Annotated in this window: 17 protein-coding genes; 7 read left to right on the forward strand and 10 right to left on the reverse strand. The window is 64.1% G+C overall.

Annotation, left to right across the window (positions count from 1 at the left end; translation table 11 throughout):
• Nucleotides 1-4 precede the first annotated feature (4 nt).
• From BLU29_RS14955 to lhgO, 4 genes are read left to right on the forward strand one after another with little or no spacing between them, the layout of a single operon-like run.
• Nucleotides 5-1,285: an MFS transporter gene (locus BLU29_RS14955; protein WP_091059556.1), complete on the forward strand. Its 1,281-nt coding sequence runs from the start codon at nucleotides 5-7 to the stop codon at nucleotides 1,283-1,285.
• 56 nt (nucleotides 1,286-1,341) lie between these two features.
• Entirely contained in the window at nucleotides 1,342-2,442 is a 1,101-nt protein-coding gene (locus tag BLU29_RS14960; protein ID WP_091059558.1) for an Ldh family oxidoreductase, read from the forward strand.
• A 12-nt stretch (nucleotides 2,443-2,454) separates the two neighbouring features.
• On the forward strand, nucleotides 2,455-3,507 hold the full coding sequence (locus tag BLU29_RS14965; RefSeq protein ID WP_091059561.1) for a Gfo/Idh/MocA family oxidoreductase: 1,053 nt from the start codon (nucleotides 2,455-2,457) through the stop codon (nucleotides 3,505-3,507).
• Nucleotides 3,508-3,510: 3 nt separating this feature from the next.
• The gene (gene lhgO, locus BLU29_RS14970) at nucleotides 3,511-4,728 is read left to right on the forward strand and encodes an L-2-hydroxyglutarate oxidase (protein WP_091059563.1); all 1,218 of its coding nucleotides are present in this window, start codon (nucleotides 3,511-3,513) and stop codon (nucleotides 4,726-4,728) included.
• On the opposite strand, the gene BLU29_RS14975 is transcribed toward lhgO, so the two are convergent.
• The 7 genes from BLU29_RS14975 to BLU29_RS15015 form a co-directional block, all read right to left on the reverse strand.
• Nucleotides 4,715-5,731, reverse strand: coding sequence for a zinc-binding alcohol dehydrogenase (locus tag BLU29_RS14975; RefSeq protein ID WP_157693924.1), 1,017 nt, complete (start codon nucleotides 5,729-5,731; stop codon nucleotides 4,715-4,717). The genes lhgO and BLU29_RS14975 overlap by 14 nt on opposite strands.
• Before the next feature lie 37 nt (nucleotides 5,732-5,768).
• Entirely contained in the window at nucleotides 5,769-6,848 is a 1,080-nt protein-coding gene (locus BLU29_RS14980; protein ID WP_091059569.1) for a Gfo/Idh/MocA family oxidoreductase, read from the reverse strand.
• A gap of 13 nt (nucleotides 6,849-6,861) precedes the next feature.
• Nucleotides 6,862-7,764, reverse strand: coding sequence for an aldo/keto reductase (locus tag BLU29_RS14985; RefSeq protein WP_091059571.1), 903 nt, complete (start codon nucleotides 7,762-7,764; stop codon nucleotides 6,862-6,864).
• 12 nt (nucleotides 7,765-7,776) lie between these two features.
• A complete protein-coding gene (locus tag BLU29_RS14990; protein ID WP_091059573.1) occupies nucleotides 7,777-8,568 on the reverse strand; it encodes an SDR family oxidoreductase in 792 nt (263 codons plus the stop codon).
• A complete protein-coding gene (locus BLU29_RS14995; RefSeq protein WP_091059575.1) occupies nucleotides 8,565-9,563 on the reverse strand; it encodes a Gfo/Idh/MocA family oxidoreductase in 999 nt (332 codons plus the stop codon). The genes BLU29_RS14990 and BLU29_RS14995 overlap by 4 nt, the downstream gene beginning before the upstream one ends.
• Before the next feature lie 799 nt (nucleotides 9,564-10,362).
• Nucleotides 10,363-11,058 (reverse strand): hypothetical protein, encoded by a 696-nt coding sequence (locus BLU29_RS18190; protein WP_172830280.1) that lies wholly within the window; start codon nucleotides 11,056-11,058, stop codon nucleotides 10,363-10,365.
• Nucleotides 11,059-11,233: 175 nt separating this feature from the next.
• On the reverse strand, nucleotides 11,234-12,049 hold the full coding sequence (locus BLU29_RS15015; protein ID WP_091059586.1) for an AAA family ATPase: 816 nt from the start codon (nucleotides 12,047-12,049) through the stop codon (nucleotides 11,234-11,236).
• 482 nt (nucleotides 12,050-12,531) lie between these two features.
• On the opposite strand from BLU29_RS15015, the gene BLU29_RS15020 reads away from it, so the two are divergent.
• From BLU29_RS15020 to BLU29_RS15030, 3 genes are all read left to right on the forward strand, one after another.
• Nucleotides 12,532-12,822 (forward strand): septum formation initiator family protein, encoded by a 291-nt coding sequence (locus BLU29_RS15020; protein WP_231962243.1) that lies wholly within the window; start codon nucleotides 12,532-12,534, stop codon nucleotides 12,820-12,822.
• 350 nt (nucleotides 12,823-13,172) lie between these two features.
• On the forward strand, nucleotides 13,173-14,696 hold the full coding sequence (locus BLU29_RS15025; RefSeq protein WP_091059589.1) for a UDPGP type 1 family protein: 1,524 nt from the start codon (nucleotides 13,173-13,175) through the stop codon (nucleotides 14,694-14,696).
• 180 nt (nucleotides 14,697-14,876) lie between these two features.
• Nucleotides 14,877-16,835 carry a phospho-sugar mutase gene (locus BLU29_RS15030; protein ID WP_091059592.1) on the forward strand — a complete coding sequence of 653 codons (1,959 nt, stop codon included), beginning with the start codon at nucleotides 14,877-14,879 and terminating at the stop codon, nucleotides 16,833-16,835.
• Nucleotides 16,836-17,702: 867 nt separating this feature from the next.
• On the opposite strand, the gene BLU29_RS15035 is transcribed toward BLU29_RS15030, so the two are convergent.
• The 3 genes from BLU29_RS15035 to pdhA form a co-directional block, all read right to left on the reverse strand.
• Nucleotides 17,703-19,133, reverse strand: a complete 1,431-nt coding sequence (locus tag BLU29_RS15035) for a dihydrolipoamide acetyltransferase family protein (RefSeq protein WP_091059594.1) — start codon at nucleotides 19,131-19,133, stop codon at nucleotides 17,703-17,705.
• A 137-nt stretch (nucleotides 19,134-19,270) separates the two neighbouring features.
• Nucleotides 19,271-20,248 carry an alpha-ketoacid dehydrogenase subunit beta gene (locus BLU29_RS15040; RefSeq protein WP_091059597.1) on the reverse strand — a complete coding sequence of 326 codons (978 nt, stop codon included), beginning with the start codon at nucleotides 20,246-20,248 and terminating at the stop codon, nucleotides 19,271-19,273.
• Between the two features lie 44 nt (nucleotides 20,249-20,292).
• Complete coding sequence (pdhA, locus tag BLU29_RS15045; protein WP_231962244.1) at nucleotides 20,293-21,384, reverse strand: pyruvate dehydrogenase (acetyl-transferring) E1 component subunit alpha; 1,092 nt, start codon at nucleotides 21,382-21,384, stop codon at nucleotides 20,293-20,295.
• Nucleotides 21,385-21,658 lie beyond the last annotated feature (274 nt).

Here is a 21,658-nt window from a genome sequence, read left to right on the forward strand (position 1 = left end):
CCCGATGAGCCAGCCCTCAATGTCCGAAAGCATCCTGCCGACCCGCCGTTCCCTGGCGTTGGCGTGGGCCACGGTCGCGCTCCTGTGGCTGGCGGGCGGATCGAATTATCTGACCCGCACGATGCTGACCACCATGCGTGGTTCGGTCATTGAGGAAATACCGATGACCGAGGCGCAGTTCGGGCTGCTGACCTCGGGCTTCCTCGTGTTTTATGCCGCGGCCAGTCCGTTCGGGGGATTTTTGGCGGACCGCTTCAGCCGTCGCCGGGTCGTCCTCTGGAGCATATTCTCATGGTCGGCCATCACATGGATCACGGCCTATGCCAGGACGCTCGAGGTTTTCCTGGTTCTGCGGTGTCTGCTGGGGCTCAGCCAGGCCTTCTATATTCCCGCGGCGGTCGCGTTGATCGTGGACTATCACCGGGGGTCAACGCGGGCGCTGGCCACGGGCATTCATCTCACCGGGATGATTGTCGGCGCGGTGATCGGCGGGGTGGGCGGCTGGTTGGCTGAGAAGCACGGTTGGAGCTACGCCTATACCACCATCGGGCTGCCGAATCTGGCCCTGGGGATTCTGCTTTATCTTTTCCTGCGGGACAGCCCGCGCGAGCCCGTGGGTCAGTCGGTCACCGGCGCCCCGCCGGAGATCAGGCTGGGCGACGCGGTGCGCAGCCTGACCAAACCAGGAGCCTTCTACTACGTGGCGGCCTGTATGGGCGTGCAGGGCGGTGTCAGTTGGATCATCATCGGTTGGATGCCGACGGTCATGCGGGAGCAGTTCCAGATGGCGCAGGGTGAGGCCGGTTTTTCCACGTTGGGTTGCCTCTATGTGGCGCAGGCCATCGGACTGCTTAGCGGAGGTTTCTGGTCCGATCGCCAAAGTGCGAGCAATCCGCGCGCCCGGATCATCATTCCGGCCGTGGCAATCCTGCTTACGACTCCGCTGTTCCTGCTCACGGGCTGGTTCCATCATATCGGCTTTACTATCGTGAGCCTTGCTGCGTGGGGCTTGGCGATGGGTTTTCTGGGCGCCAATACGATGCCCATGGTTTGCCTGGTCGTTGATGCGCGCTACCGGGCCACCGCCATCGGAGTCCTGAATGGCCTCACTTCCATCTGCGGGAGCCTGGCCATCTACGGAGTCGGGGCGTTGCGCGATGCGAAAGTAGGCGTCTCGTTGATCCTGACCTTTGCGGCGATCGGGGTGTTTTTGTGCGGCTCACTCCTTTGGCTGGCCAATCTCGCGGTCAAAAAGAACGGCCCGGTCCCGTCATCCGGGCAATGATCAAAGCCCCATGTCCCTAGTCCAACCATTGAAGCCCGGTGAGGTCTCCGCTCCGTATGCCTCATCCTGAAATCTCTCCGGACAGCCCGCTGACCGTCCTGCGGTCAGCGGAGTCACTCCGCGTCCTGTGCCGCCAGTTGCTGCAGGCACTGGGTGCCGCGGAACCGCACGCGGGCATCGTCGCTGACTCGCTGGTGGCGGCCAACCTGCGCGGCGTGGACTCACACGGCATCCAGATGCTCACGACCTACATTCAGCAGCTGCGGGCGGGCGGGATCAACGTGCCCGCGGCCGGCCATGTGGTGCGGGAAGACGGGGTCTGTTTGCGATACGACGGCGAGAACGGCCTCGGACAGGTCGTCGCCGACCGTTGCACCGACCACGCCATCCGGATCGCCCGGAATCTCGGCGTGGCCGTGGTCGTGACCAGCCATTCGAACCATTTTGGCGCGGGGGCCTGGTGGGGCGAGAAGCTCGCGCGGTCCGGCTTCATCGGGATCGTGATGAGCAACGCCTGTCCGGCCGTGGCGCCGTGGCAGGGCCGGGCTGCGATTCTCGGCACCAATCCGCTGTGCGTCGCCGTGCCGGGCGGCGGCGGCCGGGGGCGCTGGCTGCTCGACATGGCGACCACGACGGTCGCCTTGGGCAAGCTCACCCATGCTGCCCATCTCAACCAGCGGGAGATTCCGCGGGAGTGGGGCTTTCTCGATGCCGCGGGCCGGCCGACGACCGAGACCGCCGCGGCGCAGCGGGGCGCGCCGACCCCGACCGGCGGTTACAAGGGGACGGCCCTGGCCATGATGGTGGAGATACTCTGCGCGGGGCTCAGCGGCGGAGGCATGACGACCGAGCTGCCGGTCTACCGCACCGGCGGCGACCCGCTGGGCATCAGCCACACATTCATCGCCATCGACCCCGTGCGGTTTCTGCCGGCCGGAGAATTTGAATCGCGCATGGACCGGCTGGCGGGATTGGTGAAAGCCGCCGGGCCGGCGCCCGGTTACGATGAGGTTCTGCTGGCCGGTGAGCCCGAGTGGTGCAGCCAGCAGATTCGCGAACGCACCGGCATTCCGGTGCCCGTGAAACTCTGGGGCAAACTCGCCACCCTGGCCGGCGAGCTCAAGGTTGACCTGCCCCCGGCCTCATCGGGAAGCTGACCGAAGAACCTTATGAATAAAATCCGCTTTGGTATCCTTGGATCCGGCTTCATGGGCCGGACGCACGCGGAGGCTGTCCGCCGTCTGCCCAACGCCGAACTGGTGGCCATCCACGGCGGCACTCGCGCCCCGGCGCTGGCCGACCGTTATGGCGTTGCCTTTGAAGCCGACAAGGCGGCGCTGCTGCAGCGCGCGGATATTGACGCCGTGATCGTCACCACCCCGCATCATCTCCACGCAGACGAGACACTGGCCGCGCTGGCGCAAGGCAAGCATGTCCTGGTGGAGAAGCCGCTGGCGACCAGCGCGGCGGATTGTGAGCGGATGCTGGGCTTTGCACGGCAGCGGCAGCTCACGCTGGCCGTCGGATACCAGCAGCGTTTCCGCATCAACAATCGCAAGGCCCACGAACTGATCCGGGCCGGCGCCATCGGCCGGGTCCTGGCGGTCCAGGTGTCGATGCCCATGTATGCCGGGGCCATCAAGGCCGGGGGCTTCGGCGGCAATTGGGCGTGGTGGAACGATCCCGCCAGTGTCGGCCATCTGATCAACAGCTCCCCCCACGCCATCGACCTGGTGCGCTGGTTCACGGGCGGCGAGGTGCTGACGGTCTCGGCCTTCTCCCGCACGTTTCTGCCGGACGTGCCGGTGGAGGACACCACCATGGGCCTGCTTGAATTCTCCACCGGCACGATCTGCTCCCTCTTCTCGAGCCGGGCGTTGCCGGCACCTTCCTTTCCCGGCGAGGATTTCCGCTTCCGGATCACCGGCAGCACCGGCCTGCTCGACCTTGATCCCTACGGTGAGCTGCGCCAGTCGGATGAAAAAGGCTGGCGCACGGTTTCGCAGCAGCCCCCGGTGAAGCACGAGGGGGCGGACACGGCCTTCGCCGATGTGCGCATGCAGGCTTACTGCGACCAGACGACCGCATTCATCGCGGCCATCCAAGGCCGGCCGAGTGACGTGGGCACCGGCGCGGATGGTCTGGCCGGGGTGGCGGCCTGTCTCGCCATGATCGAGTCATCCAAGGCCCGTGCCTGGATTCATCTCGGCGGGAAGAAATAGCTCATGCGGATTGTCGTCATTGGCGGCGGCATCGTCGGACTCGCCGTGACGCGTGAGCTTCTGCAGTCTGTGCCAGGAGCGGCCGTCACCCTGCTGGAGAAGGAGGCCGAGGTCGGGCGCCACCAGAGCTCGCACAATAGCGGGGTCCTGCATGCGGGATTATATTACCAGCCGGGTTCGCTCAAGGCGCGGCTGGCGGTGGAAGGCATCCGGCTCATGACGGCCTTCTGCCGGGAGCACGGCGTCGCGCACGAAATCTGCGGCAAAGTGGTCGTGGCGACCGAGGCCCGCGAGCTGCCGGCGCTCGACACGCTGTGGGAGCGCGGCCGGCGGAACGGGTTGCGCGGCTTGCGCCGTCTCACGCCGGGGGAATTGCGGGAGGTCGAGCCGAACGTGGCGGGCGTGGCGGCAATCCATGTGCCGGAAGAGGGCATTGTGGACTACCAGGCGGTGTGCGCCGCCCTGCGGCTGGTGATCGAGTCCGCCGGCGGAACGGTGGGCACGGGCAGCCGCGTGAACCGCATCGGCGAGACGACCACGGGTTGGGTCGTGGGGACGGGAACAGGGATTCATGAATGCGACTACCTGATCAATTGCGCCGGGCTTTTCTCGGACCGGGTGGCCGAGCTCGCCGGCATCAGGCGCACGGTGCGCATCGTCCCGTTTCGCGGCGAATATTTCCTGCTCCGGCCCGCGGCGCAGTCCTTGGTGCGCCATTTGGTCTATCCGGTGCCGGATTCGCGGTTTCCGTTCCTCGGGGTTCACTTCACGCGGATGATCCATGGCGGGGTGGAGGCGGGGCCAAACGCCGTGCTGGCGCTGGCTCGCGAGGGTTATTCCTGGCGCGACTTCTCGGCCCGGGATGTGGCGGATGCCGTCAGCTTCCCGGGATTGTGGCGCTTTCTGAAAAAATACCCGGCCTTGTGCGGTGAGGAGATGGTGCGCTCGCTCAGCCGCCGGCTCGCCTGCCGGTCGCTGCAAAGATTGGTGCCCGCCCTCACCCCCGACGATCTGCGGCCCGGCGGCGCGGGCGTGCGGGCCCAGGCCATGCATGGGGATGGTACGCTGATTCAGGATTTCTGGCTGGAGCAGCGTCCGCGGGCGCTGCACGTCCTGAACGCGCCGAGCCCCGCGGCGACGGCCTCGCTCGCCATCGCCCGCGAGTTGGTCAGCCGGCTGCCATTTGCCCCCGTCAGGACCGGGGGACTCAATCCCACTTGAACGCGATGCCCAGCCAGCCCGTGCTGCCGCGCAGCACCATTTCGTAGATCGCGGGCGCGTCACCGGCCGGAACCACGTGGGTCAGCAGATGCCCCAGCTGTAGCTGGCCGGAAGCCAGCAGCCGGAGGTAGGCCCGCCGGTTGCGTTGCCGGGTCCAGCGCCAGTAGACATGGGACTGGGTCAGGCCGCTCTCATAGGTTCCTGTCAGCTTGAGTTCCTTGCGCAGCAGTTCCTCCTTGAGGCGGATGGTGGCCGTGCCCGGCGGGCTGCTGGTCAGCACGACGGTCCCGCGGTCGGCCGCGCACTCCATCGCTGACTGGAGAATCCCAGCCGCCTGCGCGCAGTGAAAGACCACCTCGGCCCCGGCACCCTGGGTGATCTCCTGCACGCGCTGCACGACATTTTCGCGAGAGGGATTGATCACGTGGGTGGCGCCGCTGCGCCTGGCCAGTTCCAGGCGTTCGTCCACCAAGTCGATGGCGATCAGCGGGTGGGCGCCGGAGCACCGGGCCAGTTGCAGCACCAGTTGTCCGACGATACCCATCCCGAAAATCGCGACCGATTGGTCGATTTGCAGTTGCGCGCGGCGCACACCGTGCAGCGCCACGTCGCCCAGTGCGGCGAAGCCCGCCGCTTCGTCGGATGCGCCGTCCGGCACGGGATCGATGGCGGCGGTCGGCGTGAGATCGACCAGGGAGTGGCTGGCGTGGGCTGCGGAGGTGACCACGCGATCACCCACGGCAAACCCCGTGACCCCCGGGCCGACGGCGGCGATGCGCCCGGCGGTCATGTAGCCGATGTTCGCCCGCAGCTGTCCGTCGGGCAGGCCGTAGGATTGGGGCCCGCAGCGCAGGAAGTTGGATTCACTGCCGGCGCTGACCTGGGTGTGGGTGTTGCGCACGAGCACCTGCCCGGCCTGCGGATCGGGGATGGGGAAGGATTCGAGTTCGACCCGCGGGGCGGCGGGTGATGAGACAAACATCAGGCGTTGGGCGGAATGCATAAATGGGTTTCGGTCGGGAACGGGTGAGGCATGCGGTTTAGGATCGGACGGATAGGCAAGCCGGCTTGATTTCGACGACCCGGCCGTGCCGCGCCGACTCCTCCGCCGCCTCGATGATCCGCGCGGTGCACTCGGCGTCACCCAGGGTCGTCGGCGGGGCTCTCTCGCCCCGTATTGCCGAGAAAAATTGCCGGAAGAAATCCTCGCCACCGCGCCCGCCATAGGAGCTGCATGGCTCCAAGGTGAAGTTTTCCACCCGGACGGGTGATTCGCCGCGGGCCGGCGGGCTTTCCACCAGGAGGCGTGGGTTGAGATCGGGCCAGACGACGCGGCCGGTGCGGCCATTGATGCCCAGATACGAATCATATCCGGCAAGATTCACATAACCTTCGCCGCTGTAGGCGAGGGTATAACCGGCGTGGAAACTACCGATGGCCCCGGAGCGGAACTTCAGGGCGAGCACGGCGGTATCTTCGACGTCAATCGCCTCGCCCGAGCGCGTGGCTAGCATCGCGCTTACGGCCGTGATCTCGTCGCCCGAAATATACTGGAGCAGGTCCAGGCTGTGGCATCCAAGCCAAAGCAATATGCCGCCTCCCGCCTGCGCGCGGTGGAACAGCCAGGAGGAGGGCTCACGGAACTTGACCTGGGTGGTCAGGAAACGTGACTCCAGGGTGAGCAAGGAACCGAGGGCGCCGGACTGGACCAGTTTGCGCGCGGCGACGACGCACGGGTGCATCCGCCGCGCATAGAGGACGCTTGCCACTATGCCGGCGCGGTCGGCGGCCGAGTGCAGGGTCGCGATCTCGGCGGCGGTGAGGCCGGCCGGTTTTTCGGCGAGCAGGTGCTTGCCCGCGGCCATGACGCGGAGTGAAATCGCGGCGGACTGATCCGTGCGCACGCAGACAATCGCGAAAGCGAGGCCCGGTTGCGCGAGAACGGCGTCAAGATCCGTGGTGGGCGCCTGCGCCTTGCGGCTCGTGGGCAGCGCCGGCCGGGCGGCGACAGCGGGGTCGGCATCCCAGAGACACACGCTCGTGATTTCCGGCAGATTCTCGAGTGTGGTCAGCAGGATGCCCGAATGCGGATGGCTGAGGCCAAGCAGGGCGGCTTTCATTTGCAGGCAGGAGTCAGGCCGACTCCAGATCGGCGAAAAGCGCGGAATCGTTCAAAGCCAGGGCGGCCAGGCCCTGATCCAAATGGATGGGATCCCGGCCGCCAATCAGCACGGAAGCGACCCCGGGCCGGTGCAGAGCCCAGGCCAGTGCGAGATGCGGCATCGGATGGCCCGTGCGGGCGGACACGGCCGCGAGGTGCGCGAGCCGGCGCTCGGGACCGGGTTGAAAATAAATGGCCTGGTGGCCCGGTGCCACGTCGAACCGCGAACCGGGTTGCACGCCCTGCCGGTGTTTGCCGGTGAGAAAACCCGCCCCGAGCGGGCTGTAGGTTACGATGGCCACCTCGTGCGTGGCGCAGAGGGTGAGCAAAGGCGCGTCGACCTCGCTCACGGCTAGGTTGTTGACGTTTTGGACCGCGCGGAAAGGCGTGAGACGGAGCTGCGCCTGCACATGAAGGGCGTTCTGCAGTTGGGCCGCGGTGAAATTGCTGGCGCCGAGGGCCCGCACACGGCCGGCCCGCACCAGTCGGTCGAGCGCGGTCAGCGCGGCCGGGGTCGCCGCGGCGGGATCCCACTTGTGCAGATAAAGCAGGTCGATCGTTTCGACGCCAAGGCGACCGGCGCTGGCGGTCACGGCCGAGTCGATCGCTTCCGGGGCGAAGGGAGGATAGATCTTGGTCGCCACGGTCAGGCTGCCAGGCGCGGGCCTGCGCGAGGCAAGCCAGGCGCCGACGATCTGTTCGGAAGCCCCGGCGGAGTAAGTCGCGGCGGTGTCGAAGAGCGTGATGCCGCGGGCCTGGGCGCGGTCCATCAGCGCAAACGCCGCCGCTTGGCCGATTTCCCGGCCGAACGTCGAGCTGCCGAGGCAGATTGGGCTGACGGCCGGCGTGGAGGGATGCAGGACGAAGGGTTTCATTGGGGACGAGGTTCAGTGCGCGGTGTAGCCGCCGTCGACGGGCAGGTTGACGCCGGTGACGTAGCGGGCGGCGTCGCCCAGCAGGAAAATCACCGGCCCGCCGAGATCGCGGTCGTCGGCCATGCGGCGCAAAAACGTGGCCTTGGAGTAACGCTCGACAAAAGTGGGATGCTGGCCGCTGAGGAATCCACCGGGCGACACGCAGTTGACGCGCACGCCTTGCGGCCCGTAGAGCCCCGCGAAGTAGCGGGTGAGGTTTACCATGCCGGCCTTGTGGAAGAAGTAGTCGGGAATGGCGTGCATATTCAGCCCCTCGTAGAGCGGGAAATCCGGGCCGACCATGCCTTGGATCGACCCGATGTTCACGATGCTCCCGCTGCCGCGCGCCGCCATGGCGTCGCCGAAGGCGCGGGTGATGGCGAAGAGTCCGGTGGCATTGGTCTTCATCGAAGCCTCCCAGTCGGCGAGCGGGGCGTCGGCCGATTTCATCGGCCGGGCCACCGCATTGTTGATGAGACCGTCCACCCGGCCAAACTCGGCCAGGAGGCGGTCGCGCAGCCGGAGAATGGACGATTCCTCCGACTGGTCGAGCGGGCGGGCGTGCACCGTGCGGCCGAGGGTGCGCTCCTCCGCGGCGACCTTCTCCAGCGCCGCGACATCGCGCGAGGCCAGAACGAGCGTGGCCCCCGCTTCGGCCACCTGGCTGGCCAGTCCCCGGCCGTAGAGCCCGGCGCCCCCGGTGAGCAGGATGATTTTGCCGGCGAGCGAGAAGCCCGGCGTGGTTTTGGCGGGAGACGGTTTCATGGCAGGATGGGGCGGTTCTCGCTCCACGATTGCAGGGCGGCGAGATTGAAGCGCAGGGTCTGTATCCCTTCCTCCAGGGTGCAGAGTGGATTGGGTTTGCCCTCGGTGCCGTCGAGGAAGGCGGCCGCTTGGGCGGCGTAGATTTGGTCGCGTTCCGCCAGGGGCGCCGCGTGCCATTTCCACTCGGTCTCGCCGCGGGCGAGCACCCCCCAGCGCTGGGCGTTCATCTCCACCCGCACCGACCCGGTATCGGCGTGGAAGTCCCACCGGGTCTCGTTGACGGCTTGGAACTGGTTCAGGGCGTAACTGACCAGCGCCGGGCCGTTGCGGGCGGTGGCGTTGACGGTGTCTTCCACGGTCACGCCCTCGAGCACTTGATGGGCGGCGTCGCAAAAGACGCGCGTGGTCGGGCCGACAATCCACTCGATGGCGTTCGCCATGTGCGTGAGGGCGTCCTGAATGGCCCCTCCGCCCTGAGCCCGGTCGCGATAGTAGATCTCGCGGTAGGCGGGGCGGAAGAAGGGGAAATGCTGCCCGGTGTTGACCGCCACGTGCCGGACCGGGCCCAAGGAGCCGGCCTGGATGAACTGACGCGCCGCCTGCAAGGCGGGAACGAAATGCAGCACGTAGGCCACGCCGGCGAAACGTCGTGCCCGGTCCCGGGCGGCCACCAGCCTGTCCGTGTCGGCGAGACTGAGCGCAAGCGGCTTTTCAATCAACACGTGCCGTCCCGCCTGGAGGCAGCGGATGGCGATTTCCATGTGCGACTGAGCCGGGGTGGCAATCACCACACCGGAGACCGCGGGGTTTTCCAGCACCGGAACCCAATCCGAAACCGCCTCGATTCCGTAGCGATTGGTCATGTCCTCGCGAACGGCCGCTCGGCTGTCGCAGCCGACGACACCGGCCCGGCCGGTGGCGAGGAAAGTGCGCACGTGGCGTTCGCCGATGGAGCCACAGCCGATAACAAGGACGGATGGGTCGGAAGCGGACATCTGAATTGGAATGGCTTTGGTTTTGTTGGGGAGCCTTGAGCGGCAAGAGACGGTATAGCGTGTCTCGCCGGACCGGCTGCCGTCTCCAACTCCTGTGATGGCATTGGCCTATTAGCGAGTGAGCATCACTGGTAACATGATATGCTCTGAACCGACTGGTGTTCCGGTCGGATCGGAAAACCGGGGGCGGTTACCTCGACCGGCTTCACGGCTAGATCGAAGTCGCCTGCTTGCCCGCCTACGCCTCCGAACGCAATCCTATCGAATACCTCTGGGCTATTGGAAACGCACCGAACTGGCCAACTTCTGCCCGAAAGACATCTGGGAACTCGGACACTTTGCTCGTCTTTGCCGGCACAGCTCGATTGGAATTTGCGAGTGAATGCATCTAAGCATGTCTCGGACATGCGAATCCGCGTGGGGCCGCGAATAAATCCCCCATCCATCAACCACTCAGACGAAACATGAAAAAATCAATCACGACCGCACAGCGTCGTCGCCTTGAGGCGGGAGTCACCGCCGCATCCCCCAGCCCGAGCGTTTTCGCAAACGGCTCGTCGGGTGGATCGTGCGATGCTTGCGGCGAGACTGGATCTTTGCCAATCGGAGGCGGGGCTCGCCTTGTGGTTTTGCGAGTCCGCCTTGGCTTTGGGCGGCAAGACTCCGCTCAGTGGCATGCGCACCGCGAAAGGACGGAGATGGGTGGCAGCGACCCTTCGTCAAATCGCCTACGGGGTCTACCTCTGAATCGCGGGTCTCCGGCAGGTTGCTTGCTCTTCCTGTGGAAAGGCGGTCCCGCTCAGAAGGTGCGGGTGTATCGGCCGCCTTTCTCGTCCTCGAAGGTGAGCGAGTTGCTCGTGATGCCGACCAGCTTCAGGCCCATCTCGTGCTCGACCATGTCCCCGATGCGATAGACGCGGTCGTTCATCAGCACCTTGCTGTCCGTGGCCGAGGCGCGGATGCCGAGGACCTTGATATTGTCGATGAAGTTCATGGCGCGCGGCTCAAGCTTCAGCGCCGGCTTGGGCGGTTCTGCCGCCTGAACCGGCGGCGAGACCTGAGACCTGAAACCTGAAACCTGAGGTGAGGGCGAAGACGAAACCTGAGGTGCCGGCGAAGAAGAGACCTGAGGTGGCGCGACTTGAAGAGTAAACGAAGGTGTCGCTGCCGGAATGGTCGGTGTCGTGACCGGCTGAGTGTCAGCTGTTGCAGGTGCCTGAGTCGGAGGGGTCTGGGCCGTAGAGGCCTTGGAACCCTCAGGTTTCAGGTTTCGAGTTTCAGGTTTCTCTCGCAGGACGAGCCATCCTCCGATGGCGAGGACCAGCACCACGGCCGCGCCGATGCCGGCGCGCAGGACCAGCGTGTCGAACCCGCCCGGCTTGGCCCGCCGGGAGATCGACGCGGCCGACTCGCCGCCGACGCTTGGCATCGAACCCAGCGACGGGGCCTCGCCCGTCCGCTGCTTCTGGGCCTTCTTGAGGGCGTCGTTGATCAAACTCATGTTGCTGCAGGAAAATTAACCACGGAATGCACGGAAGACACGGAATAATTCAGGCTATTGAACAGGAGTTAACGGAGGAAACTGAGATTGGGGAATTAGATCCTCTGTTCTCTCTGTTGCCTCCGGTAAGATTAATTTCCGTGTATTCGGTGTGTTCTGTGGTGATCACTCAGTCGGTGAGTTTCTCGAGATCCTTCGCGGCGCGGCGGGCGTCCCAGTAGTTGACCTCGTCCGACTCGCGGATGAAGGCCGAGAGGAGCGACTTGTCGCAGAGATTGTTGATGATGCGCGGAATTCCGCGGCTGGCCTTGAACATGTGCCGCAGGGCCCAGGGCGTGAAGTGCGGCCGGCCCATGCTGCCGGAGACCGTCAGGCGGTGGTGGATGTAGCGGTCCATCTCGTCCCGGGTGAAGGGCCGCAGCTCGTAGTGGACGAGGATGCGCTGGCGGAGCTGGCGCAGCTCCTCGGCGGCGAGGCGGTCCTTGAGCTCGGTCTGACCCATGAGGACGATCTGCAGGAGCTTCTGCTTGTCGGTCTCGAGGTTGGAGAGGAGGCGCACCTGCTCGAAGACCTCGAAGGAAAGGTTCTGGGCCTCGTCGATGATGAGGACGATCTCGCGGCCCTTGGCAATGCGGTCGAGCAGCACCTGGTTCATCTGGGCGACCAGGTCGTTCTTGCTGCGGGCGAGGTTGGGTTCGCCGAGCTCGGTCAGGATGGCCTTGAGCATCTGCGTCTCGGTGACGCGCGGGTTGAGCACCAGGGCGGTGTCGTAATGGTTGGGATCGAGATCGCCCAGGAACTTGCGGCAGAGGGTGGTCTTGCCGCAGCCGACCTCGCCGATGAGCACGATGAAGCCCTTTTTCTCGTGGACGCCGTATTTCAGGTGCTGCAAAGCCTCCTGGTGGGTGGCGCTGAGGTAGAGGAACTTCGGGTCCGGAGTGATGTGAAACGGCATCTCCGTAAAACCGTAGTAGCTTTGATACATCGCGTGGGCAACTATCTGGGCCGCACGGGAAAAAGCACGCCAAAACCGCGTGAAAGGGCTTTGAAAAACGTTGCCGAAATCAATCCAACCAAGGCATTTTTAACACAGAGGCCCCAGAGGCCACAGAGGATTTTAACCACTAATGAACACTAATGAGGCACTAATTGGGATTGGTGAGATGAAATCAATCGATCCAGACCAAGGCATTTTAACGCAGAGGTCGCGGAGAGCGCAGAGAGATGGAACCAAGATATCTTTTAACCACGAAGGACACGAATGGACACGAAGTTGAACCAAGGCATTTTACCGCGGATTGCGCACTGTTGCGGCATGCTTGCCACCCGGTGTTTGTCCCGGAACTCCGTCGTCCCGCGGATTCACGGGCAAACGGATGAACACGGATGGGATGAAAATCACCCGAGCTATGTCTTTATCCGCCAAATCCGCGCCATCCGCGGAAAAATCCGTTTGATTGCTCTCCGGTGAATCCCCGCAAGCTGATCCTTGGATTTTATGGGGCGCTGTTTGTGGGGGTGACCCTGTGGGCCGTGACCTTCTTCGTGCAGATGCACCGCGACATCACCGCGCTGCGCGCCCAGGAAACCATCAACCAGCGCCGGCTGGCCGAGGCGGAAGCCCGGCTGTCGGCGCAGGAGAAATACCTCGAGCAACTGCGCCACGACCCCGTGCTGGTCGAGCAGCTCATCCGTCAGAAGCTCGGCTACGTCAAGAACCAGGAATTCGTTTTCCGCTTCGAGGAAGAGAAGAAATGACCATGGCACCCAAGGCATTTCCGCGGATAACGCGGATAAGACGGATGGAAACAGCCAATCCGACCCCGCATTTATCCGTATCATCCGCGATATCCGCGGGGAAAACGGAGTAAGAAACCAAGGCATTTTAAACCACGGATTACGCGGATGAACACGGATGATAGAAATCCAAGGCAACGGATTTTTGAACCACTAATCCCCACTAATCCCTCACTAATGATTAGTGACAAATTAGTGTGCATTAGTGGTTAAACCGCATTGGCTTTTATCCGTTTAATCCGTGCCATCCGTGGTCAAACTGTTTGTCTCGGTGTTCTCTGTGACCTCTGTGTTTAAATCAGTCTGCATTCATGGAAATTGAACAATTGATCGCTTCCTACCGTGCCGCCGGCCAGGGGCAGGTTTTTGCCTTCTGGGATTTCCTGCCGCCGAGCGAACGCGCCGCCCTGGCCAACCAGGCGGCCGAGATCGACCTGGCCGAGGTCGAGCGGCTGAACCGCACCCTGGTGTTCAATCAGGGCGGGACGGGGGTGAACCTGGACGGCCTGGCGCCGGCGCCGTGCGAGCGCCTGCCGGAGAACGGCGGCGACGCCGCGCAATGGGCGGCGGCCAAGGCCGCGGGCGAGGCGGCGTTGCGCGCGGGCCGCGTGGCGGCGTTCACGGTGGCGGGCGGGCAGGGGACGCGCCTCGGTTACGACGGCCCGAAGGGCACGTTCGCCGTCACGCCGCTCAAGCAGAAGCCCCTCTTCCAGGTTTTCGCCGAGAAGATCAAGGCGGCCGGGCTGCGTTACGGAAAGCCGCTGCACTGGTTCATCATGACCAGCCACGCCAACCACGAGCAGACGGAGCAGTTCTTCGCGGCGAACAAGTGCTTCGGTCTCGACAGGGGCCGTGTGCATTTCTTCCGCCAGGGACGCATGCCGGCGGTGGGCTTCGACGGCAAGATCCTGCTCGAGACGCGCTCATCGCTGGCGCTGAGCCCCGATGGACACGGCGGCTCCCTGCGGGCGCTGCATCGCAGCGGGTCCCTCGACCTGATGGAACAGGAAGGGATCGACACCATCAGCTACTTCCAGGTGGACAATCCGCTCGTGCGTTGCATCGACCCGGCTTTCATCGGCTTTCACCTGCGGGCGAAGGCCGGCATGTCGAGCAAGATGGTGCCCAAGGCCTATCCCGAGGAAAAGGTGGGGCATTTCTGCCGGCAGAACGGCAAGGTCGTCGTGGTCGAATACAGCGACATGCCGTTGGCGCTGCAGCGGGAGACGAATCCCGACGGTTCACTCCGCTACAGTGCGGGGAGCATCGCGATTCATATCATTGATCGCGAGTTCGCCCGTCGAATGGCGGGCGGCGCGGACGCGCAGAAACCTGTAACCGGAAACCTGAAACCTGAAAGTTCCGAACCCCCTCAGGTCTCAGGTCTCAGGTCTCAGGTTTCAGGTTTCCAGGCCGCCCCATCCCCGGCGCTCCCATTTCATAGGGCCGATAAGAAAATCCAGACGGTGGATGCCGCCGGGCAACCCGTGCGGCCGTCGACGGCCAACGGCGTGAAGTTCGAGATGTTCGTCTTCGATGCGCTGCCGTTTGCCGACAATTCCATCGTGATCGAGACGGCGCGGGCGGACGACTTCAGCCCGGTCAAGAACGCCGAGGGCGTGGACTCGCCGCAGACCTGCCGGGACGACCAGCTCCGGCAGTTCGCCCGCTGGCTCAAGGCGGTGGGCGCCGCCGTCGAGACCGACGCCACCGGGTTGCCCCAATGCGGGTTGGAAATCTCGCCGCTCTTCGGGTATGACGCCGACTCGTTCGCCGAGCGCTGGCACTCCCTGCCGATCAAGCCGGTCGTCGCCGACGGCCTTTACTTGGAGTAGGTAAACCACGGAATACACAGAATACACGGAATGGTCCGGACGATTGCACAGGAGATAACGGAGAAAACTGAGGCACTCCGAACCAAGAACTCCGTTCCCTCTGTTTCCTCCTGTGAGATTATTTTCCGTGTTTTCCGTGTGTTCTGTGGTTAATCCCTCTGTTGCAGAAATACCCCGTTCATGAATTCCACCGACAAAATCTCCGCGGCCGTCAAGGACGGCAAACTGATGGCGAGCGCCGCCGACAACCTGAACGCCTGGCTGAAGGGCGGCCTGCCCGCCTGGGCGCAGTCGAGCCTCGCGGAGCTGATCGAGCGGGGCGAGTGGAGCGAACTCAACGACCGGTTCTACCGCTACCTTGAGTTCGGCACGGGCGGCATGCGCGGCCGCACCATCGGCCGGGTGGCGGCCAAGGCCGAGACCGGCACGCTCAGCGCGACCGGCTCGCCCGAGCACGCCAATGTCGGCAGCAACCTGCTCAACGAGTTCACCCTGACCCGCGCCGTCATCGGCCTGCACCGCTACATCGCGAAATACCTCGCGACGCAGCAGAGCAGCGCGAAGCCGAAGATCGTCATCGCGCATGACATCCGGCATTTCTCGCGGCATTTCTGCGAACTGGCGGCGTCCACCTGGACGAAGCTGGGCGGCGAGGCGGTGATCTTCGACGGTCCGCGCTCCACGCCGCAGCTGAGCTTCTCGGTGCGCCATCTGAAGGCCCACACGGGTGTGGTCATCACGGCGAGCCACAATCCGCCGCACGACAACGGCTTCAAGGCCTACTTCGACGATGGCGCCCAGGTCACACCGCCGCACGACAAGGGCATCATCGCCGAGGTGGACGCCGTGCCGCTGTCGGCCGTGCACGGGTTTCTCACCAAAGACGTCACGAAAGTCGTCACGCTTGGGTCGCAGGCCGACGCCGCCTATCTCGCGACGGCCGCCCAGGCCTTGCTGGACCCGACGGTCATCAGGAAGACCCCGTTGAAGGTGGTGTATACGAACATCCACGGCGTCGGCGCGGTCTCGGCCATACCGCTGCTCCGGCAGGCCGGGGTCGACGTTACGCCGGTGCCGGAGCAACTGGCTTTTGATCCACGTTTCCCGACGGTGAAGTCGCCGAACCCGGAGAACGCCGAGGCCATGACGCTGGCGCTGGCGCTCGCCAACAAGGGCGGCCACGACCTCGTGATGGCGACGGACCCCGATGACGACCGCATGGGCGCGGCCGTGCGCAACAAGGCCGGCGGGCTCGAACTGCTCACCGGCAACCAGGTCGGCGCCCTGATGGCCGACTACCGGATCGCGAAATACAAGGAGCTCGGCTGGATCCCGGCGGCCGGCACGCAGTCGGCGGCCATCGTGAAGACCTTTGTCACCACGCCGCTGCAGGACGCCATCGGCGCCGGCCACAAGGTGAAGGTCATCAACACGCTGACCGGCTTCAAGTGGATCGCGGGCAAGATGCGCGGTTACGAGGAGAAGCTCGTGCAGGCGATGGGCCCGGGCTTCGACTACGACCAGACGCCCTTCAAGGAGCGCGCGGCGCTGCTGCAGAAGCACAGCACTTTCTACCTCTTCGGCACGGAGGAGAGCTATGGCTACCTGCCGAACGACCTGCTGCGGGACAAGGACGGCAACGCGGCGTGCCTGATGTTCGCCGAGGTCTGCGCCTGGGTGAAGTCGCGTGGCCTGACCGTGCCGGAATACCTCGACGAGATTTACCTGAAATACGGCTTCTTCCTCGAGGGCGTCATCAACATCTATTACGAGGGCGCCAGCGGGGCGGCGAAGATCAAGCGCATCCTCGACACCTACCGGTCGGCCCCGCCGAAGGCGTTCGGCGACACGAAGGTGACGAAGTTCCAGGACTTCGGCCGCGAGAAGTTCCACGACGCAGACGGCGAGCGCATCCCCGCGCAGGACCTCTACCTCGTCACGCTGGCGAACGGCTACTCGTTCGCCGCGCGCGGCAGCGGCACGGAGCCGAAGATGAAGTTCTACCTCTTTGCGCAGGAGCCGGTGAAGAGCGCGGCGGATTTGCCGGCCGCCAAGGCGAAGGCCAGGGCCACCCTCGACGCGCTCAAGGCCATGATGGAAGCGGATGCGCGCAAGCGCGCTGAACCGCCTTCGCCGTAGGCTACGGCGAGTCAAGAGGCTGGTTCAGTTTTAACACGAGGACACAGAGTTCGCAGAGAGAGGAAACAAGAGGTTTTTAACCACGAAGGGCACGAAGGAACGCGAAGTCGAACCAAGGTGAGTTAAACACAGAGGACACAGAGACAGATGTTTTGACCACGGATTGCACGGATGATCACAGATAAATATCCCGGCCGGTTTGCTTGCCTCCATCCGTGTCAATCCGTGTAATCCGCGGTAAACTGCCTTGAGTCTTCTTCGAGCCGGGCAGAAAACCTGAGCGCTGAGAGCTGACGGAGCGCAAAGCGCGGAGATGGCGAAGCAAACCTGAGGAAGGGACCAAGGCATTTTAACCACGGATTACGCAGATGAACACGGATGGATTCCAAGGCATCTTTTCACCACTAATCTTCACTAATTGGTCACTAATACCAATCGCCTCAAGCTCCTGCACTCTACACCAAGGTCGCCAAGACCGCGAAGCAGATCCTGCGAGGGGAAATATCTCTGCGTTCTTTGCGGCCTTCGTGTAAAAGCTTTGGGTGTTTGGTAGTAGAGACCAAGGCATCTCACAGGAGCCAACGGAGATAACGGAGGAATTCAGAAGCCAGAAAGCCATGCTTCCGGTTCTTGGTTTTATGGATTCTGTATAAATCACTCCTGCCTTTCCTCTGTTCCCTCCTGTGAAATATTCCGTGTATCCGTGTGTTGTTCCCTGCACTGCCCCGCGGGCACCCGTGCAGGTCACCCCTGCGGAGCCATGCCTGTGGCATGACCATCTCCGCGCTGCCGCGCTTCGTCCGTGGTCAAACTGCCTGATTCTGTGATCCCTGCGACCTCTGGGTTGAAAAATGATCGGGATCCGGCTCAGACGAGCAGCAGGGCCGGCTTCTCCATGAGATCCTTGAAGGCGCCGAGATACTGCGCGCCGACGGCGCCGTCGAGCACGCGGTGGTCGCAGCTGAGGGTCACGGTCAGCGTCTGGCCGGGCACGATCGCGCCGTTCTTGATCACGGGCTTGGCGACCGTGGTGCCGACGGCGAGGATGGCGGAGTTCGGCGGGTTGATGATGGCGGTGAACTTCGGGATGCCCATCATGCCGAGGTTGGAGACGCAGAAGGTGCCACCGGTGTATTCATTCGGGGCGAGCTTCTTGTCCTTGGCCTTTTTGCCGAGGGCCTTGGCCTCGGTACTGATCTGGAAGACGCTCTTGAGGTGACAGTCGCGCACCACGGGGGTGATCAGGCCGTCCTCGAGGGCGACGGCGAAGGCGACGTGCGCGGCACCGTGGTAGCGGATCTGGGTGCCTTCCCAGGAACTGTTGACCGCAGGGACGCGGCGCAGGGCCTCGGCGGAGGCCTTGAGCACGAAATCGTTCACGGAGAGCTTCACGCCCTCCTTCTCGAGGCCGGTGTTGAGCTGCGCGCGAACGGCCAGCAGCGGCTCGGCGTCGATCTCGATGTCGAGGTAGATGTAGGGGATGGTCGTCGTGGACTCGAGCATGCGCTTGGCGATGACGCCGCGCATCGTGGAGACGGGGACGGTGCGGTCCGGCTGGATCGGGCTGCCCGATCCAGAGAAACCTGAAACCTGAGACCTGAGACCTGAAGGGGCGGAGGACGGACCGGAAGGGGATTTGAGCAGGGCTGGGTTGGCCGCCGCGGCGAGGACGTCGGCCTTGACGATGCGGCCGTGCGGGCCGGTGCCGGTGACACGCGAGGCGTCGACCTTCTGGTCGGCGGCAATCTTGCGGGCCAAAGGGGAGATGCGCAGACGGCTGTCGCCGTCGGAAACCTGAGAGCTGAAACCTGAAGCCTGAGGGGCTGCAGCCGGAGCAGCGGCCGCCTGCGCCGTTACCGGTGCAGTTGTTGGCACTGGCGCGGCCGGCTGTCCGCCTTCGCTCTGCGAGCTACGGCGCGATTCGTCCTGAGGCTTTGCTTCAGGCGAAGAAGCAGGGGCCGTCTTCTGTCCTCCGTCCTCTGATTTCCGTCCTCCGTCCTCTGTCTTCTGGGCGGGCGCCGGCGCAGCCGGTGCCGCCGGTGCCGCCGGGGCGGCCTCGCCGGGCTTGCCGATGGCGCAGAGCGGGGCGCCGATGGCGACCTGGGCGCCGGGCTGGGCGTAGATCTTGATCAGCGTGCCGGTGAAGAACGACTCGAGCTCCATCGTCGCCTTGTCGGTCTCGACCTCGGCGAGCATGTCGCCGGACTTGACGGCGTCGCCTTCCTTGCGGAGCCACTTGACCAGCGTGCCCACCGTCATGGTGTCGCTGAGCTTGGGCATATCGATGATGTCGGCCATTTGCGGAGGCGCGCCGGGGGCGCGCGGTTAGGAGTTAAAAGTTAGGAGTTAAGAGGGATGATTGATCGTTCATTTTTCAATTTTCATTGTTCAACGTTCATTGGGGCGCGGCGCATCCGGCAAATGAACGATGAACATTACTTCAGGGTTTCCAGGGCCGCCTGGTAGATGCGGTCGACCGAGGGGAGCTGGAGTTTCTCGAGCGGCATGCTGTAGATGGCCGGGGAGTCGATGGAAGTGAGGCGCTTCACCGGGGCGTCGAGGTAGTCGAAGGCCTTGTCCGAGATGATGGCGGCGACCATGGCGCCGACGGAGCAGAAGGGCTTGGATTCCTCGACGTAGAGGGCGCGGTTGGTCTTCCTGACGGACTTGAGGATCGTCTCCTCGTCGAGCGGGCGGATGGAGCGCAGGTCGATGACCTCGGCGCTGATGTTGTGCTTCTCCTTGAGCAGGTCGGCGGACTTGAGGGCCATCTGGATCGCGCGGCCGTGGCCGATGATGGAGAGATCCTTGCCCTCGCGCATGACGCTGGCCTGGCCGAGCGGCACGAGATACTCGCCGTCCGGCACCTCCATGGTTTCGCCGTAGAGGATGGTGTTCTCCATGAACATGACCGGGTCGTTGTCGCGGATGGCGGACTTCATCAGGCCCTTGGCGTCGTAGGCGTTGGACGGCACGACGACCTTGATGCCCGGGTGGTAGGCGGCGATGGACTCGGGCGTGTGCGAGTGGGTGGCGCCGACGTTGGTGCCGCCGTTGGCGGGGCCGCGGAGCACGATCGGGCAGTTGATCAGGCCGCCGGACATGTAGCGGATGTTGGCCGCGTTGTTGAAGATCTGGTCGAAGGCGACCGAGTAGAAGCTGAAGAACATCAGCTCCATGACGGGGCGCAGGCCGAGCATGGCGGCGCCGACGCCCATGCCGATGAAGCCGGCCTCGCTGATGGGCGTGTCGACGATGCGCTTGGGGCCGTATTTGGCCAGCATGCCCTCGGAGACCTTGTAGGCGCCGTTGAACTGGGCGACTTCCTCGCCCAAGAGGACGACGTTCGGGTCGCGTTCGATTTCCTCGGACATGGCGGCCCGGAGGGCTTCGCGGTAAGAGATGACGGGCATGGGAAAAGAAAAGGAGTGAGTAGCGGGTAGTGAGCAGGTGGGGCTCAGCTGAAGAAGAGCGTGCCCTGCGATTTGCGGTCGGCGGGATTGTCGGCCTCCCAATAGACGTCCTTCTGGATATCCTCGGGGGTGGGGAAGGGGCTCGCCTCGGCGAACTGCGCGGAGGTCTCGGCCTCGGCGCGGGCGGCCTCGTCGATCTTGGCGACGAGCTCGTCGGTCAGGACCTTTTCGCCGAGGAGCTGGTTCTGGCAGAACATGAGCGGGTCCTTGGTGGCCTTGTATTCCTCGATCTCCTTCTTGTCGCGGTAGGTGGTGTCGGGGTCGGCGACGGAGTGGCCGCGGTAGCGGTAGGTACGGATCTCGAGGACGCTCGGCAGGGACTTCTCGTGGGCGAGCTTGATGGCGGCGGCGACCTTGTCGCGCACCTCGAGGACGTCGTGGCCGTTCTCGATGATGTCCCAGTTCATGCCATAGCCCTCGGCGCGCTGGGCGAGGCTCGGGCCGGCGGAAGAGCGCTCCTGCGAGGTGCCCATGGAGTAGCCGTTGTTCTCGATGACGAAGATGACCGGCAGCGACCAGAGGGCGGCGAGGTTGTAGGATTCGTGGACCGCGCCCTGGTTGACCGCACCGTCACCCATGAAGGCGAGGGCGCAACCCTTGAGGCCCTTGTATTTGAGGGCGTAGGCGAGGCCGGTGCCGAGTGGGATCTGGCCGCCGACGATGCCGTGGCCGCCCCAGAAATTGCGGGAAGGGTCGAAGTAGTGCATCGAGCCGCCCTTGCCCTTGGAGCAGCCGGTGTATTTGCCGTAATTCTCCGCCATCATCTCGTTCATGCCCATGCCGACCGCCAGGCCGTGGCCGTGGTCGCGGTAGGCGGTGATGATGTGGTCGTTCTTGCCCATGACGGAGACGACGCCCACGGCGATGGACTCCTGGCCGATGTAGAGGTGGAGGAAGCCGCCGATCTTGCCCTGCTGGTAGCTGCGCAGGCAGCGCTCCTCGAAACGCCGGATGCGCACCATGTCGCGGTAGAGGGCGATCAGCTCGTCGTTTCCGAGCCTGGCGTTGATGGGGGCCTGCCGGGCATCATAGCCAGCGACTTCGGGCTTTTTGGGGGGAGCGGGTTTCTTGGTCACAGGGAATGGTTTGAGTTTGAAGCAATGTCCGGAGCGCAGGTTTCCGTTCTTGGGCACCCTCTCGTGAACACAAGGGAAAAGTTGGAATCCGGAGCAGGACCAAGGCATTTTTAAACACAGAGGCCGCAGAGGACACAGAGAGCTGAATTTTTTGACCGCGGATAACACGGATGAACACGGATGAACACGGATCAAGCAAAGGCAGGGTTTGGCCACAAAAAGCACAAAACTCACAAGCCCCGAATTCTGAATCGATGTTTCAATCCGTGGCAAA

It is taken from the genome of Opitutus sp. GAS368, assembly GCF_900104925.1.
Lineage (GTDB): Bacteria > Verrucomicrobiota > Verrucomicrobiia > Opitutales > Opitutaceae > Lacunisphaera.

Bases quoted from the DNA above. Each gene is read 5' to 3' on its own strand.
- BLU29_RS14995 (WP_091059575.1), bottom strand. From the start codon at position 9,563: ATGTCCGCTTCCGACCCATCCGTCCTTGTTATCGGCTGTGGCTCCATC.
- BLU29_RS14985 (WP_091059571.1), bottom strand. From the start codon at position 7,764: ATGAAACCCTTCGTCCTGCATCCCTCCACGCCGGCCGTCAGCCCAATC.
- BLU29_RS14960 (WP_091059558.1), top strand. From the start codon at position 1,342: ATGCCTCATCCTGAAATCTCTCCGGACAGCCCGCTGACCGTCCTGCGG.
- BLU29_RS15025 (WP_091059589.1), top strand. From the start codon at position 13,173: ATGGAAATTGAACAATTGATCGCTTCCTACCGTGCCGCCGGCCAGGGG.
- BLU29_RS15040 (WP_091059597.1), bottom strand. From the start codon at position 20,248: ATGCCCGTCATCTCTTACCGCGAAGCCCTCCGGGCCGCCATGTCCGAG.
- BLU29_RS14975 (WP_157693924.1), bottom strand. From the start codon at position 5,731: ATGCATTCCGCCCAACGCCTGATGTTTGTCTCATCACCCGCCGCCCCG.
- BLU29_RS14965 (WP_091059561.1), top strand. From the start codon at position 2,455: ATGAATAAAATCCGCTTTGGTATCCTTGGATCCGGCTTCATGGGCCGG.
- BLU29_RS14955 (WP_091059556.1), top strand. From the start codon at position 5: ATGAGCCAGCCCTCAATGTCCGAAAGCATCCTGCCGACCCGCCGTTCC.
- BLU29_RS15015 (WP_091059586.1), bottom strand. From the start codon at position 12,049: ATGTATCAAAGCTACTACGGTTTTACGGAGATGCCGTTTCACATCACT.
- BLU29_RS15030 (WP_091059592.1), top strand. From the start codon at position 14,877: ATGAATTCCACCGACAAAATCTCCGCGGCCGTCAAGGACGGCAAACTG.
- BLU29_RS14990 (WP_091059573.1), bottom strand. From the start codon at position 8,568: ATGAAACCGTCTCCCGCCAAAACCACGCCGGGCTTCTCGCTCGCCGGC.
- BLU29_RS15035 (WP_091059594.1), bottom strand. From the start codon at position 19,133: ATGGCCGACATCATCGATATGCCCAAGCTCAGCGACACCATGACGGTG.
- lhgO (WP_091059563.1), top strand. From the start codon at position 3,511: ATGCGGATTGTCGTCATTGGCGGCGGCATCGTCGGACTCGCCGTGACG.
- BLU29_RS14980 (WP_091059569.1), bottom strand. From the start codon at position 6,848: ATGAAAGCCGCCCTGCTTGGCCTCAGCCATCCGCATTCGGGCATCCTG.